The sequence below is a fragment of the Pseudomonas laurylsulfativorans genome, assembly GCF_002906155.1.
GTDB lineage: Bacteria > Pseudomonadota > Gammaproteobacteria > Pseudomonadales > Pseudomonadaceae > Aquipseudomonas > Aquipseudomonas laurylsulfativorans.
Map to the genome: position 1 here is coordinate 174262 of NZ_MUJK01000005.1, position 13146 is coordinate 187407.

Below are 13146 nucleotides of genomic sequence, written 5' to 3' on the forward strand. Positions count from 1 at the left end.
TTCGTTGCCCGCTTTCGCCGCGCGATAAAAATCTGACGCCAGAAATTCAAAATCAGCTTAAAAGTCCCGAGACCAAGGCGCTAAACTGCCCCTCAACCTGAGACCCACCGTTTCCGAGCCCTGCGAGCCGGTTTGAGCTGACATGACGCGCACCCATGAAATCCGCCCTGATCTGGACGAAGGAATCGACCGCAAGGTTCTCAGCCAGCTGCGCGCACGCTTTCTGAAACTCAACGAAGGACGCATGGCTCGCGCCATGGAAGGGTTGTCGACTCGTCAGCAAGGGGTCCTGACCTTGCTGCCGCTGTTTTTCCACGTTAATCATCCGTTGTTGCCCGGCTATGTTTCCGGCAGCACACCGGCCGGGCTGTCGAATTTCGAGCCGGATGCCAATGTCCTCGCTGAAGCCCAGCGCCTGACCCGTTCGTTTTCCTACAAACCGCGCCACGGCAGCAACCCGCCCCGGCCGATTCACGGACTGTTCCTGATGGGCAGCCTCGGCACCCTGGCCCAGGCCGACCAGAGCGACATGGATGTGTGGGTCTGCCATGGGCCGGACCTGACCGAGAACGAGCTCGCCGAACTGCGAAAAAAATGCCAATTGCTGGAAACCTGGGCTGCCAGCCAGGGTGCCGAGGCGCATTTCTTCCTGATCGACCCGAGCCGTTTCGTCCGTGGCGAACGCGATACCCAGCTGAGCTCGGAGGATTGCGGCACCACCCAGCACTACCTGTTGCTGGACGAGTTCTACCGCACCGCGATCTGGCTCGCGGGGCGGACACCGATCTGGTGGCTGGTGCCGGTCTACGAAGAATCGAGCTACGACCGCTACACCCACACTTTGATCTCCAAACGCTTCATCCGTGCCGATGAAACCCTCGACCTCGGTAACCTCGCCTACATCCCGCCCGGCGAATTCATCGGTGCCGGGCTCTGGCAGTTGTTCAAGGGCATCGAATCGCCCTACAAGTCGGTACTCAAGCTGTTGCTGACCGAGGTGTACGCCAGTGAACACCCCAGGGTCCATTGCCTGAGCCTGCGCTTCAAGCAAGCGGTGTTTGCCAACCGGCTCGACCTCGACGAGCTGGACCCGTACGTCGTGGTGTACCGGCGCATCGAGGAATACCTGATCGCCCGCAACGAACCGGAACGTCTGGAACTGGTGCGCCGCGCGCTGTACCTAAAGGTCAATCGCAAACTGACCGGCAGCAGCCGCACCCAGAGCTGGCAACGCGCACTGCTTGAGCGCCTGGCCCACGAATGGCACTGGGACCAGCGTCAACTGACCCTGCTCGACAGCCGCAGCCAGTGGAAAGTCCGCCAGGTCAGCGCCGAGCGGCGAGCGCTGGTCAACGAGCTGAACTACAGCTACCGCTTCCTCACCCAGTTTGCCCGCCACGAACAAACCGTCAGCCGCATCAACAAGCGCGACCTGAGTGTCCTCGGCCGCCGGCTGTACGCCGCGTTCGAGCGCAAGGCCGGCAAAATCGAATTCATCAACCCCGGCATCGCCCTGGACCTGGCGGAAGACACCCTCACGCTGGTGCACGCGCTGAACAGGAAAGACCCGGGGCAAGGCCAGTGGGGCTTGTACAACGGCAGCCTGACGGCGCTGGAGTGGGAACATTTCGCGCCGATCAAACGCAGCCGCCACTTGCTGGAACTGCTGACCTGGTGCCACCGCAATGGCGTGATCGACAGCAGCACCCGCCTGGCCTTGCACCCCGGTACCAGCGATTTGAGCGAATTCGAACTGTTCAACCTGCTCGGCAGTCTGCAACAGACCATCGCCCTGCCCTTGCCCACCGTTGCCGAAGAACCTCTGCTGCGCGCCAGCGTGCCGAGCGAAGTGCTGATTCTGGTGAATGTCGGCATCGATCCGCTCAAGCACCATCGCGACCTGAACATCCTGATGACTACCGAGCGCACCGATTCCCTGAGCTACGCCGGTGTCCGGGAAAATCTGGTGCTGACCCTGGACCAGGTCACGCTCAACAGCTGGAACGAAGTGCTGGTCAGTCGCTTCGACGGCCCACACGCTCTGCTCGACTGCATCCGTGACTACCTCAACAATCTGCCGGCCGGGCCGCAACAGCCGAAGCTGCGGGTGCGTTGCTTCTGCCATAACCGCGCGCAGTTCATTGCCCAACGGGTCGACGATATCCTCGAAACCGCGCAGAACCTGTTGCTGAGCCGACTCAATCATCGTTACTTGATCCAGGTCCAGCAGCACTACCACGTGCTGGAGTTGGTGCCGGGCCAGGTCCAGCACGTCGCGCTGGCCACTCTGCCGGCGCTGATCGATTACCTGGGCGAGGAAATGGCCAGCTACAGCCCTCTGCACCTGGATCCGAAGGCATTGGAAGACCACGACCTTGCGCTGTTCCTGCCGACGGGCCAGCCGGACTGCATTCAAGTGTTCTATCGGGCCAACGAAGATCAGGCTGATCTGTACGTGCTCGATGAGTTCAATGCCCTGTGGCAACAGCGCCTGCCCTGGCACGATGAGCAAAGCCTGCTGGTGCCGCTGCAGCGCTTCCTGCAATCGATCCAGTACCGTCGCGATGCCCTGCTGCCAATGGATGCAGCCACCCCCCAGAACCTCGACACTCTGTATAGCCAGTTGCTGCCGTCAGGCCCTGGCCGGGCGCGCCGCATCGAAGCCCGGCCGGTACCGCAGACGCCAGTGAACAAACCGTTCTACGACGTGCAGGCGATCGTCGGCAAAGCCGCACCGGGCCAGGTGCAGGTGCAGGTGCAGGTGACGCTGTATTGCAATCAACGGGAGTTTTCCGAGCTGGAACATGGCGACCAGCTGTTCAGCGTGGTCGCCCGGGAAATCGTCGGACAGCGCCGGGAGACCGAACGCTACCGCTGCTACATCACCGACCTCGACCTGTCAGGCCTGCTCGGCGAAGGGCAGAGTTCCACCCATCTGTACCTGCGCTACAAGGCTGACCTGGAGCACGCACTGAACAAGGCGCTCGATCAGGTCTGAGGGGGAAGTCACTCGGGGAAGTCGCCGCCATTGGCCGGCTGCGATTCGACTTCCAGCAACGTCAGCTTCAGGGTCTTGCCGCCCGGAGCCGGCCAGTCGATGTGCTGGCCAACCTTCAGGCCGAGCAGCGCGCTGCCCACCGGCGCCAGGATCGAAACCTTGCCTTCGTCGGCGTTCGCGTCCTTGGGGTACACCAGGGTCAGGTGGTAGTCCTTGCCACTGCCTTCTTCGCGGCAATGCACACGGGAATTCATCGTCACGACATCCGCCGGCACTTCATCGTGGCCGACCAGAGTATCGGCGCGATCCAGTTCGGTTTGCAGCGCAATAACGCCTGGCAGCGTGTCGTCCAGGCTGTCGATCAGACGCTCCAGACGCTGGACGTCCAGACGGGTAAGAGTGATGGAAGGTGCGGTCATGATCTGGGCAGACTCCTTTCTTCTGCACGAAAAAAGCAAAACCCCGCCAGAAAAAGGCGGGGTTTTCATAAGCCTCGGTGGGTTGAGGCATTTCCGGACACTATCACAGCTCAAAAAATAAACAAGTCACGCCATTTGAGGTCGCTTTACCTCTGTGGCGAGGGAGCTTGCTCCCGCTGGGGTGCGAAGCGCCCCTAAAAAAGCTTGCGGCTGCTGCGCAGCCGAACGGGAGCAAGCTCCCTCGCCACAAAAGCCCTTATGCCAGGGATTTGCGGTGGGCAGCCTGCTCGCAAATGACGCGCCGACGTTGATCATCGGCCGAGCGCCATTCGCGGATATCTTCGACATGACGAAAGCAGCCCAGGCAGACCTTGTGCTCGTCCAGTCGGCAAACCCCGCTGCACGGCGACAGCACCGCCGGGCTGACATTGCTGTAAAGCGGCTTGGGCGGACGGACCGGAGCGGGTTGAGTCACGGACTTACAGACCTTCGAAATCGAATTCGACACCGGCCTGTTGCTGGACGATTCGCTCAAGCATTTCACCCAGTTGCTCTTCGCTCTTGTCGCACATCCAGCGCTCACTTTCTTCGTCGTAGTCGAAGTGGAAACCGCCGGACACCGCCGCCAGCCACAGCTGGCGCAACGGCTCCTGGCGACTGAAGATCAACTGGCTGCCGTTCTCGAACTTGACGGTCAGCACACCGGCCGAGCTTTCGAGGTCGATATCCAGGTCGCTGTCGTCAAAGATGTCCTCCAGGGTTTGCTGGGTGGCATCGACCAGGTCATGGAAACGCGCTTCGGACAAACTCATTACGGCAACCTCAAAAAGTGTCTGATCAGGCTCAAGCGCCGCAAGATACGACCGAGCCCTGCTGAATGCAAAGAATAACGACCAGGAACCCACACCTGTGGGAGCGAACCTGCTCGCGAAGACGCCAGTACATTCAAGATTATGGCTGACTGACACACCGCTTTCGCGAGCAGGCTCCCACAGGGATTGCGTGATACCGATCGGCATCGGGCCAAGGCCCGCCAGACGGGCGGTCCGTTGCATAGGCAAGCTGCCGGGTGGCCGGTATACTCCGGCGCAATTAATGCATTTTCAAGGATTTCGCCATGAAGCGCCTGATCTCTTCCCTTGCTGCGCTCCTCGCGGTTGCCTGCCTTGTGTCGGCCTGCGGTCAAAAAGGCCCGCTGTACCTGCCCGATGAAGACCAGGACCCTGCCGAGCAGGCCAAGTCTTCGCAGCAGCAGCCTGCCTCAAAAGCACACAAGCACGACGTCTACCAATAAGGGAACCTCATGGACGCTTTTAACTACCGTGACGGTGAACTGTTCGCGGAAGGTGTTGCCCTGTCTGCCATCGCCGAGCGCTTTGGCACACCGACCTACGTTTACTCGCGCGCGCACATCGAAGCCCAATACCTGGCTTACGCCGATGCGCTGGCCGGCACGCCGCACCTGGTGTGCTTCGCGGTCAAGGCCAACTCCAACCTGGGTGTCCTGAACGTTCTGGCGCGCCTGGGCGCCGGTTTCGACATCGTCTCCCGTGGCGAACTGGAACGTGTCCTGGCCGCTGGCGGCAGCGCTGACAAAATCGTGTTCTCCGGCGTCGGCAAGACCCGTGATGACATGCGTCGCGCCCTGGAAGTCGGCGTGCACTGCTTCAACGTCGAATCCACCGACGAGCTGGAACGCCTGCAAGTGGTCGCCGCCGAACTGGGCGTTCGCGCACCGATTTCGCTGCGCGTGAACCCGGACGTCGATGCCGGCACCCACCCGTACATTTCCACTGGTCTCAAAGAGAACAAGTTCGGCATCGCCATCGCCGACGCCGAAGACGTGTACGTGCGTGCCGCGCAACTGCCGAACCTGGAAGTGGTCGGCGTCGATTGCCACATCGGCTCGCAACTGACCACCCTGCCGCCGTTCATCGACGCTCTCGACCGCCTGCTGGGTCTGGTCGACCGCCTCGGCGATTGCGGCATCTACCTGCGCCACATCGATCTCGGTGGTGGCCTGGGTGTGCGATACAAGGACGAGGAGCCGCCACTGGCTGCCGACTACATCAAGGCCGTGCGTGAGCGTCTCGACGGTCGTGACCTGGCGCTGGTGTTCGAGCCGGGCCGCTTCATCGTCGCCAACGCTGGCGTGCTGCTGACCCAGGTCGAGTACCTCAAGCACACCGAGCACAAAGACTTCGCCATCGTCGATGCGGCCATGAACGACCTGATCCGCCCGGCGCTGTACCAGGCCTGGATGGACGTCACCGCCGTGCGCCCGCGCACCTCTGCTGCCCGCGCCTACGACATCGTCGGCCCGATCTGCGAGACCGGCGACTTCCTGGCCAAGGATCGTCAGCTGGCCCTGGAAGAAGGCGACCTGCTGGCCGTGCATTCGGCCGGTGCCTACGGGTTTGTCATGAGTTCCAACTACAACACCCGCGGTCGTACCGCCGAAGTGTTGGTGGACGGTGATCAGGCATTTGAAGTGCGTCGCCGTGAAACGGTAGCCGAGTTGTTTGCTGGCGAAAGCCTGCTGCCGGAGTAAAACCATGCTGCTGCGTTTTACCAAGATGCACGGCCTGGGCAATGACTTCATGGTCCTCGACCTGGTCAGCCAGCACGCGCATATTCTGCCCAAGCATGCAAAGCAATGGGGCGACCGGCACACCGGCATCGGTTTCGACCAGTTACTGATCGTCGAAGCACCGAGTAACCCGGACGTGGATTTCCGCTATCGGATCTTCAACTCCGACGGTTCCGAAGTGGAACAGTGCGGCAACGGTGCGCGCTGCTTCGCCCGTTTCGTGCTCGACAAACGCCTGACCGCAAAACGATTGATCCGCGTCGAAACCAAAAGCGGCATCATCGAGCTGGATGTGCGTAACGACGGACAGATCAGCGTCAACATGGGCGCCCCGCGCCTGGTGCCAGCGGATATTCCGTTCCAGGCGCCGGAGCAGGCCACCCGTTATCAGGTCGACGTCGACGGCACCCCGGTCGATCTGGCCGCCGTGTCCATGGGCAACCCCCATGCCGTGGTGCGGGTCAGCGATATCAACAACGCGCCGGTGCATGAGCTGGGCCCAAAAATCGAACATCACCCGCGCTTCCCGGCACGGGTCAATGTCGGTTTTCTCCAGGTCATCGACCGGAGCCGCGCGCAGTTGCGCGTCTGGGAGCGTGGAGCCGGGGAAACCCAGGCTTGCGGAACCGGCGCCTGTGCTGCGGCAGTGGCCGCGATCAGCCAGGGGTGGATGGATTCGCCGCTATTGATCGACCTGCCTGGCGGGCGCCTGTCCATCGAATGGGCAGGCCCTGGCCAACCGGTGATGATGACCGGCCCGGCAGTGCGTGTATATGAAGGACAAGTGCGTCTTTGAGTGAGCGAAACCCATGACCGACAAGCCTCAGGTACCCGCACGACAAGCTGACGAATCACCGTCCGAAAGCCTGGAGGCGGCGGCTGTTGCCGCGTACCTGGAGGCTCATCCGGACTTCTTCGTCGAGCACGAAGAACTGCTCCCGTCCCTGCGCATTCCTCATCGGCGCGGCGATACCGTGTCGTTGGTGGAGCGCCAGATGACCATCCTGCGCGACCGCAACATCGAGATGCGCCATCGCCTCTCGCAGTTGATGGACGTGGCCCGGGACAACGACAGGTTGTTCGAAAAGACCCGTCGCCTGATCCTGGCGCTGATGGATGCCGCCAGCCTGGAAGAAGTGGTGATGAGTGTCGAAGACAGCCTGCGCCAGGAATTTCAGGTGCCCTTCGTCAGCCTCATCCTGCTCGGTGACAACGCCATGCCGGTCGGCCGCTGGGCCACTCACGAAGAAGCACAAGTGGCCATCGGCGGCTTGCTCTCGGAAGACAAAAGCGTCAGCGGCAGCCTGCGCGAGCACGAACTGGACTTCCTGTTCGGCGAAGAACAGCGCAAGCAGATCGGCTCCACCGCGGTCGTCGCCATCAGCCACCAAGGCATCCACGGCATCCTGGCCATCGCCAGCCGCGATCCGCAGCACTACAAAAGCTCGGTGGGTACCTTATTCTTGAGCTACATCGCCGAAGTCATGGGTCGCGTGCTGCCACGGGTCAACAACTCCCTGCGCTCGGTACGCTGAACATGGAACGGCAACTGGACGCTTACTGCGAACACCTGCGCAGTGAGCGACAGGTGTCGCCGCACACGCTGTCGGCCTACCGCCGCGACCTCGATAAAGTGCTGGACTGGTGCGTCAAACAAAATATCGGCAGTTGGGCGGCGCTGGACATCCAGCGCCTGCGTAGCCTGGTTGCCCGTCTGCACGCCCAAGGCCAATCGTCCCGCAGCCTGGCGAGACTGTTATCGGCCGTTCGCGGGCTGTATCACTACCTGAACCGCGAAGGCCTGTGCGACCACGATCCGGCCAACGGCCTCGCGCCACCCAAAGGCGAACGCCGCCTGCCGAAAACCCTCGACACTGATCGCGCCCTGCAACTGCTTGAAGGCGGGGTTGAAGATGACTTTCTGGCACGTCGGGACCAAGCAATTCTGGAGTTGTTCTATTCCTCCGGCTTGCGGCTGTCGGAGCTGACAGGACTCAATCTCGATCAACTCGACCTGGCAGACGGCATGGTCCAGGTGCTCGGCAAAGGCAGCAAGACCCGCCTGCTGCCGGTGGGAAAAAAAGCCCGCGAAGCGCTGGAACAATGGTTGCCGCTGCGGGCAATGGCCAATCCGGCAGACGATGCGGTGTTTGTCAGCCAGCAAGGCCGACGCCTCGGCCCGCGAGCAATCCAGGTGCGGGTCAAGGCTGCCGGCGAGCGAGAACTGGGACAGAACCTGCACCCGCACATGCTGCGGCACTCCTTCGCCAGCCATTTGCTGGAATCCTCCCAGGATCTGCGCGCGGTGCAGGAGCTGCTCGGGCACTCGGACATCAAGACCACACAGATCTATACCCACCTGGACTTCCAGCACCTGGCAACGGTCTACGACAGCGCCCACCCACGGGCCAAACGCATGAAAGGCGACGATTCATGAGCATTCAGTTAATCACCTTCGACCTCGACGACACCCTGTGGGACACCGCCCCCGTCATCGTCAGCGCCGAAGCCGTTTTGCGTGAATGGCTGACCAAGCACGCACCCAATCTGGGCGCGGTGCCGGTGGAGCATTTGTGGGCCATACGCGAACGCATCTTGAGCATCGAGCCAAACCTCAAACATCGCATCAGCGCCCTGCGGCGCCGCGTATTGTTCCAGGCGCTTGAAGAGGCCGGTTACCCCCACAAGGAAGCATCCGACCTCGCCGATCAGAGCTTCGAAGTGTTTCTGCATGCCCGACATCAGCTGGAAATCTTTCCGGAGGTGCAACCGACCCTGGAAGTATTGGCCTACCACTACACCCTCGGCGTAGTCACCAACGGCAACGCCGATGTGCGTCGGCTGGGTCTGGCGGATTACTTCAAGTTTGCGCTGTGCGCCGAAGACATCGGTATCGCCAAACCTGATGCGCGATTGTTCCAGGAGGCATTGCAACGCGGCGGTGCAACCGCGGAAACCGCGGTGCACATCGGCGATCATCCGGGTGATGACATTGCCGGGGCGCAGCAGGCAGGAATGCGGGCGATCTGGTTCAACCCGGCGGGCAAAACCTGGGAAGCCGAGCGGTTTCCCGATGCGCAGATTCGCAGCCTGACCGAATTGCCGGCGTTGTTGGCGCGATGGAGCGCTGGCGCGGCCTGACCCGAAACCAAAAAATCACCACAAACCCTGTAGGAGCTGGCTTGCCAGCGATAGCCGCCTCAAATGCCGCACAAGGCTCAAGGGCCCCTTCGCCGGCAAGCCGGCTCCTACAATGGATTGCGCATCGCCCTGGAACTTTGTTTCAGGCATGAAAAAGCCCGCAGCGACGGCGGGCTTTTTCAGCAAGCGGGTAGCAGGCTCAGATAGGCCGGCTGCCGTACTTGTTGTCAGGCTTCTTGGGAGGATCGGCGACCACATTGGCCTCCACTTCCTGCACCTTGCCACCCTTGGCCAAAAACTCCTCCATGGCCCGCGCGAGAGCATCGCGTTCCTTGTTCTTGGCTTCGACACTCGGCAGCTCATCGACCGATACCGCTGCCTTGGCCTTGCCTTTGGCGGTCGGAACCGGCGCATCACCGCCATCGTCTTCAGCGACGTCTTCCGCCGCTGCTTCCAGACCTTCTTCGGTTTCGTCGTCGTCGCCTACTTCGAGGTCGTCGTTTTCCAGATCATCGTCGCTCATGTTCTACCTCATGACTTGCGAAAAGCAGATTAGTTATAGCCCAGCTTTGCCCTCTGTCGAAGACTGCCGGAAAAAAATCAACAGCCGCTGCTGACCAGCGGTTATGCCTCTTCACCGTGCACGGTGGCGAGGACTTTACGGGCACCGCCGTGATCACGGTGCTCGCCCAGGTAAACGCCTTGCCAGGTCCCCAACGCCAACCGGCCTGCCGAAATCGGCAAACTGAGCTGACAGCCAAGCACGCTGGCTTTGAAGTGCGCCGGGAGGTCGTCCAGGCCTTCGTCGTTATGCTCATAGCCGTCTGTTCCTTGTGGGATCAGACGATTGAAAAATCGTTCGAAGTCGCGACGTACCGCCGGATCGGCGTTCTCGTTGATGGTCAACGACGCCGAGGTATGCTGCAGCCACAAATGCAACAGACCGACCCGACACGCCTTGAGTTCAGGCAGGCCGGCGAGTAACTCGTCCGTTACCAGATGAAAGCCCCGGGGTCTCGCCCGCAAGGTAATCAAAGTCTGTTGCCACATACAGTTCTCCGCACGTTCGGGGCGCATTCTAGCGCGCTCTGGGAAAAAACAAAGGCCCTAATACTCCTCGAATCCTGTCAGCCTTCGACCGCACAAAATCACCCGACGCAAACATCGCAAAACCTGTAGGAAAAAACCTTTCAGCTCAGCCTTCAATGACAAATTTCAGACAAAAAAACGCCCGGCAAGCCGGGCAATTTTTTATGCGCGTGCTTACAAGTTGTAGCCGCGTTCGTTGTGAAGCGCCAGATCGATGCCGACCGCCTCTTCTTCTTCGTTGATGCGCAGCCCCATGACCATATCCAGCACCTTGAGGATGATGTAGGTGGCGATCGCGGTGTAGATCACCGTGAAGCCCACGCCTTTGCACTGAATCCATACTTGTGCGGCGATGTCGGTCACGGTGCCGAAGCCACCCAGGGACGGCGCGGCGAACACACCGGTCAGGATTGCGCCGAGAATACCGCCGATACCGTGTACGCCGAAGGCGTCCAGGGAGTCGTCATAGCCGAGCTTGCGTTTCAGGGTGGTGGCGCAGAAGAAGCAAACCACGCCAGCCGCCAGACCGATTACCAGCGCGCCCATCGGGCCAACGGTACCGGCAGCCGGGGTGATTGCCACCAGACCGGCAACCACGCCCGAAGCGATACCCAGTGCACTAGGTTTGCCGTGGGTGACCCACTCGGCAAACATCCAGCCCAGCGCCGCAGCGGCGGTAGCGATTTGAGTCACCAGCATCGCCATACCAGCGGTGCCGTTGGCCGCAGCGGCGGAACCGGCGTTGAAGCCGAACCAGCCAACCCACAACATGGCCGCGCCCATCAGGGTGTAACCAAGGTTGTGCGGCGCCATCGGCGTGGTCGGGAAGCCTTTGCGCTTGCCCAGCACCAGGCAAGCAACCAGACCGGCCACACCGGCGTTGATGTGCACCACGGTGCCGCCAGCGAAGTCCAGAACGCCCCAGTCCCACATCAGGCCGCCGTTACCGGACCAGACCATGTGCGCAATCGGTGCGTAAACCAGGGTGAACCAGATGCCCATGAAGACCAGCATCGCGGAGAACTTCATCCGCTCGGCGAAGGCGCCGACGATCAAAGCTGGAGTGATGATGGCGAAGGTCATCTGGAAGGTGACGAACACCGCTTCAGGGAACAGCGCCGCAGGACCGGTCAGGCTGGCTGGCGTGATGCCGGCGAGGAATGCCTTGCCCATGCCGCCGAAGAACGAGTTGAAGTTAACGACGCCCTGCTCCATGCCCGTGGTGTCGAACGCGATGCTGTAGCCATAAATGACCCACAGGACGCTGATCAGACCGGTAATGGCGAAGCACTGCATCATCACGGAAAGAATGTTTTTCGACCGAACCATGCCGCCGTAGAACAGCGCGAGGCCGGGAATGGTCATGAACAGCACCAAGGCTGTCGAGGTCAACATCCAGGCGGTGTCGCCGGAGTTGAGGACTGGGGCCGCCACTTCGTCTGCCGCCAAAGCAAGGCTGGGCATTACGATGGACAACAGGGCTCCTAGCCCTGCGAATTTACGCAGAGTCATATTGTTTTCTCCTGGGGCGTTGGGTTTGTGGCGGCTTAGATAGCGTCGGTATCGGTTTCGCCGGTACGGATGCGAATCGCCTGTTCCAGATTGACCACGAAGATCTTGCCGTCACCGATCTTGCCGGTGTTGGCAGCCTTGGTGATGGCCTCGATTACCCGGTCCAGATCCTTGTCGTCGATGGCGACGTCGATCTTCACCTTGGGCAGGAAATCGACCACGTATTCCGCGCCGCGATACAGCTCGGTGTGACCCTTCTGCCGGCCAAAGCCTTTGACTTCAGTGACGGTAATGCCCTGCACGCCGATCTCGGACAGCGACTCGCGTACGTCGTCCAGTTTGAACGGCTTGATGATGGCAGTGACTAGCTTCATGAAAACTCTCTCCCGAATTGGTGGACTTGCCCCAGGAAAACAAACCCGTCTCAAGTCTAAGCGCAGTGCCTGGCTTTGTAACGCATCGTCGGCCCTACCTGCCCGTCCGACGCCAGCTAACCGCTCCTTGCGAAACACTCCCCGCGTTTCGCCTGGCGCACTGCATTCGTCACAGCGACTGCATCAGTGCATGGGTCACCAGCAACTAAGCAGAAAGCTTGCCATCTCCACAAAATTGACTGTTTTCAAGCCTTTACCGGCGGATGGTGGATACTTCTCGACAACACCCGGCACGTTACGCACAACAACGGTGCGACGCCGTCCGTCCCCATGCGCGAAAACCGTGCACCACTTGCCCGCGCAAATGACTATAGACACTGCGTGATACACTGCCCGTCATTGTTTCCAGGACATTGCCCATGCTCGCGCCAAAAGACTTCCTCGACGCCTTGACCGGCACCGCCTCTCGCCTCTTCAGCGGCGATACGCCTCTGCCGAAAGCCGAAATCGAAAGCCAGTTCAAAATGTTGCTACAAAGCGGCTTCAGCAAACTGGATCTGGTCAGTCGGGAAGAGTTCGATAGCCAGATGGTTGTACTGGCGCGCACGCGGGCGCGGCTGGAGGCTCTTGAAACGAAGGTCGCGGAAATGGAAGCGAAGCTGAATCCGCCAACCGAGTAACCCATCAATCCCGCTTTGAAACACAGCCCCCTGTAGGAGCTGCCGAAGGCTGCGATCTTTTGATCCCAAGCCCCGCAAAAATCCCGGCTACGTCCTACAAACATCACACCGCCGTCCGATTGCGTCGCGAAGTATCCGATCTCTATGCTCATCCCCAGCTGAATATTCAGCACCGGGTTTGGCGACCTGGATAGCATCCGACACACCGCGACCACATTCGATTCAGGGAATTATCCCATCTCGAATTATGGCGGCTGTGCGTGGGAGACCTTCAGGTCTGCCGGTTTGTCCGGATGCACCGGTTCGCCAACCCGCGCGCAGCTGCCACCCTTTCGTTTGGCGA

The 13146-nt window shown here is 60.8% G+C and carries 15 protein-coding genes; 8 read left to right on the forward strand and 7 right to left on the reverse strand.

The annotated features are described in order from the left end of the window. The first annotated feature begins 142 nt into the window (after positions 1–142). Positions 143–2998, forward strand: a complete 2856-nt coding sequence (locus tag B0D71_RS17580) for a class I adenylate cyclase (protein WP_103395909.1) — start codon at positions 143–145, stop codon at positions 2996–2998. Positions 2999–3006: 8 nt separating this feature from the next. Here B0D71_RS17580 and rnk read toward each other — a convergent pair whose 3' ends face one another. From rnk to cyaY, 3 genes are all read right to left on the reverse strand, one after another. Further along, positions 3007–3417 (reverse strand): nucleoside diphosphate kinase regulator, encoded by a 411-nt coding sequence (rnk, locus tag B0D71_RS17585; RefSeq protein ID WP_103395910.1) that lies wholly within the window; start codon positions 3415–3417, stop codon positions 3007–3009. A gap of 256 nt (positions 3418–3673) precedes the next feature. Beyond that, the gene (locus B0D71_RS17595) at positions 3674–3892 is read right to left on the reverse strand and encodes a DUF1289 domain-containing protein (RefSeq protein WP_103395911.1); all 219 of its coding nucleotides are present in this window, start codon (positions 3890–3892) and stop codon (positions 3674–3676) included. A 4-nt stretch (positions 3893–3896) separates the two neighbouring features. Next, entirely contained in the window at positions 3897–4229 is a 333-nt protein-coding gene (gene cyaY / locus B0D71_RS17600; protein WP_103395912.1) for an iron donor protein CyaY, read from the reverse strand. A 305-nt stretch (positions 4230–4534) separates the two neighbouring features. Between cyaY and lptM the strand changes: the two genes are divergently transcribed. Genes lptM through B0D71_RS17635 form a run of 6 tightly spaced genes read left to right on the forward strand, consistent with a single transcriptional unit; the run spans position 4535 to position 9148 of the window. After that, positions 4535–4711 (forward strand): LPS translocon maturation chaperone LptM, encoded by a 177-nt coding sequence (lptM, locus tag B0D71_RS17610; protein WP_007992225.1) that lies wholly within the window; start codon positions 4535–4537, stop codon positions 4709–4711. Positions 4712–4720: 9 nt separating this feature from the next. Beyond that, positions 4721–5968, forward strand: a complete 1248-nt coding sequence (gene lysA, locus B0D71_RS17615; RefSeq protein ID WP_103395914.1) for a diaminopimelate decarboxylase — start codon at positions 4721–4723, stop codon at positions 5966–5968. Positions 5969–5972: 4 nt separating this feature from the next. Beyond that, entirely contained in the window at positions 5973–6803 is an 831-nt protein-coding gene (dapF, locus tag B0D71_RS17620; protein WP_103395915.1) for a diaminopimelate epimerase, read from the forward strand. 13 nt (positions 6804–6816) lie between these two features. After that, the gene (locus tag B0D71_RS17625) at positions 6817–7542 is read left to right on the forward strand and encodes a DUF484 family protein (RefSeq protein WP_103395916.1); all 726 of its coding nucleotides are present in this window, start codon (positions 6817–6819) and stop codon (positions 7540–7542) included. A gap of 2 nt (positions 7543–7544) precedes the next feature. Further along, a complete protein-coding gene (xerC, locus tag B0D71_RS17630) occupies positions 7545–8444 on the forward strand; it encodes a tyrosine recombinase XerC (RefSeq protein WP_103395917.1) in 900 nt (299 codons plus the stop codon). Next, on the forward strand, positions 8441–9148 hold the full coding sequence (locus tag B0D71_RS17635; RefSeq protein WP_103395918.1) for an HAD family hydrolase: 708 nt from the start codon (positions 8441–8443) through the stop codon (positions 9146–9148). Before xerC ends, B0D71_RS17635 begins: the two co-directional genes overlap by 4 nt. Positions 9149–9347: 199 nt before the next feature. Here the strand turns inward: B0D71_RS17635 and sutA are convergent, their stop codons facing one another. The 4 genes from sutA to glnK form a co-directional block, all read right to left on the reverse strand. After that, positions 9348–9671: a transcriptional regulator SutA gene (gene sutA / locus B0D71_RS17640; RefSeq protein WP_008050867.1), complete on the reverse strand. Its 324-nt coding sequence runs from the start codon at positions 9669–9671 to the stop codon at positions 9348–9350. A 101-nt stretch (positions 9672–9772) separates the two neighbouring features. Next, positions 9773–10198, reverse strand: a complete 426-nt coding sequence (locus tag B0D71_RS17645; RefSeq protein WP_008015517.1) for a secondary thiamine-phosphate synthase enzyme YjbQ — start codon at positions 10196–10198, stop codon at positions 9773–9775. A gap of 213 nt (positions 10199–10411) precedes the next feature. Further along, on the reverse strand, positions 10412–11749 hold the full coding sequence (locus B0D71_RS17650) for an ammonium transporter (RefSeq protein ID WP_103395919.1): 1338 nt from the start codon (positions 11747–11749) through the stop codon (positions 10412–10414). Between the two features lie 35 nt (positions 11750–11784). After that, positions 11785–12123, reverse strand: coding sequence for a P-II family nitrogen regulator (gene glnK, locus B0D71_RS17655; protein WP_002555808.1), 339 nt, complete (start codon positions 12121–12123; stop codon positions 11785–11787). A gap of 419 nt (positions 12124–12542) precedes the next feature. On the opposite strand from glnK, the gene B0D71_RS17660 reads away from it, so the two are divergent. Beyond that, positions 12543–12803, forward strand: a complete 261-nt coding sequence (locus B0D71_RS17660; RefSeq protein ID WP_007980822.1) for an accessory factor UbiK family protein — start codon at positions 12543–12545, stop codon at positions 12801–12803. The last annotated feature ends 343 nt before the right edge of the window (positions 12804–13146 follow it).

Coding starts and splice junctions, on each gene's coding strand:
- lptM (WP_007992225.1), top strand. CDS start 4,535: ATGAAGCGCCTGATCTCTTCCCTTGCTGCGCTCCTCGCGGTTGCCTGC.
- B0D71_RS17660 (WP_007980822.1), top strand. CDS start 12,543: ATGCTCGCGCCAAAAGACTTCCTCGACGCCTTGACCGGCACCGCCTCT.
- B0D71_RS17635 (WP_103395918.1), top strand. CDS start 8,441: ATGAGCATTCAGTTAATCACCTTCGACCTCGACGACACCCTGTGGGAC.
- xerC (WP_103395917.1), top strand. CDS start 7,545: ATGGAACGGCAACTGGACGCTTACTGCGAACACCTGCGCAGTGAGCGA.
- B0D71_RS17580 (WP_103395909.1), top strand. CDS start 143: ATGACGCGCACCCATGAAATCCGCCCTGATCTGGACGAAGGAATCGAC.
- cyaY (WP_103395912.1), bottom strand. CDS start 4,229: ATGAGTTTGTCCGAAGCGCGTTTCCATGACCTGGTCGATGCCACCCAG.
- B0D71_RS17650 (WP_103395919.1), bottom strand. CDS start 11,749: ATGACTCTGCGTAAATTCGCAGGGCTAGGAGCCCTGTTGTCCATCGTA.
- lysA (WP_103395914.1), top strand. CDS start 4,721: ATGGACGCTTTTAACTACCGTGACGGTGAACTGTTCGCGGAAGGTGTT.
- dapF (WP_103395915.1), top strand. CDS start 5,973: ATGCTGCTGCGTTTTACCAAGATGCACGGCCTGGGCAATGACTTCATG.
- sutA (WP_008050867.1), bottom strand. CDS start 9,671: ATGAGCGACGATGATCTGGAAAACGACGACCTCGAAGTAGGCGACGAC.
- B0D71_RS17645 (WP_008015517.1), bottom strand. CDS start 10,198: ATGTGGCAACAGACTTTGATTACCTTGCGGGCGAGACCCCGGGGCTTT.
- glnK (WP_002555808.1), bottom strand. CDS start 12,123: ATGAAGCTAGTCACTGCCATCATCAAGCCGTTCAAACTGGACGACGTA.
- rnk (WP_103395910.1), bottom strand. CDS start 3,417: ATGACCGCACCTTCCATCACTCTTACCCGTCTGGACGTCCAGCGTCTG.
- B0D71_RS17625 (WP_103395916.1), top strand. CDS start 6,817: ATGACCGACAAGCCTCAGGTACCCGCACGACAAGCTGACGAATCACCG.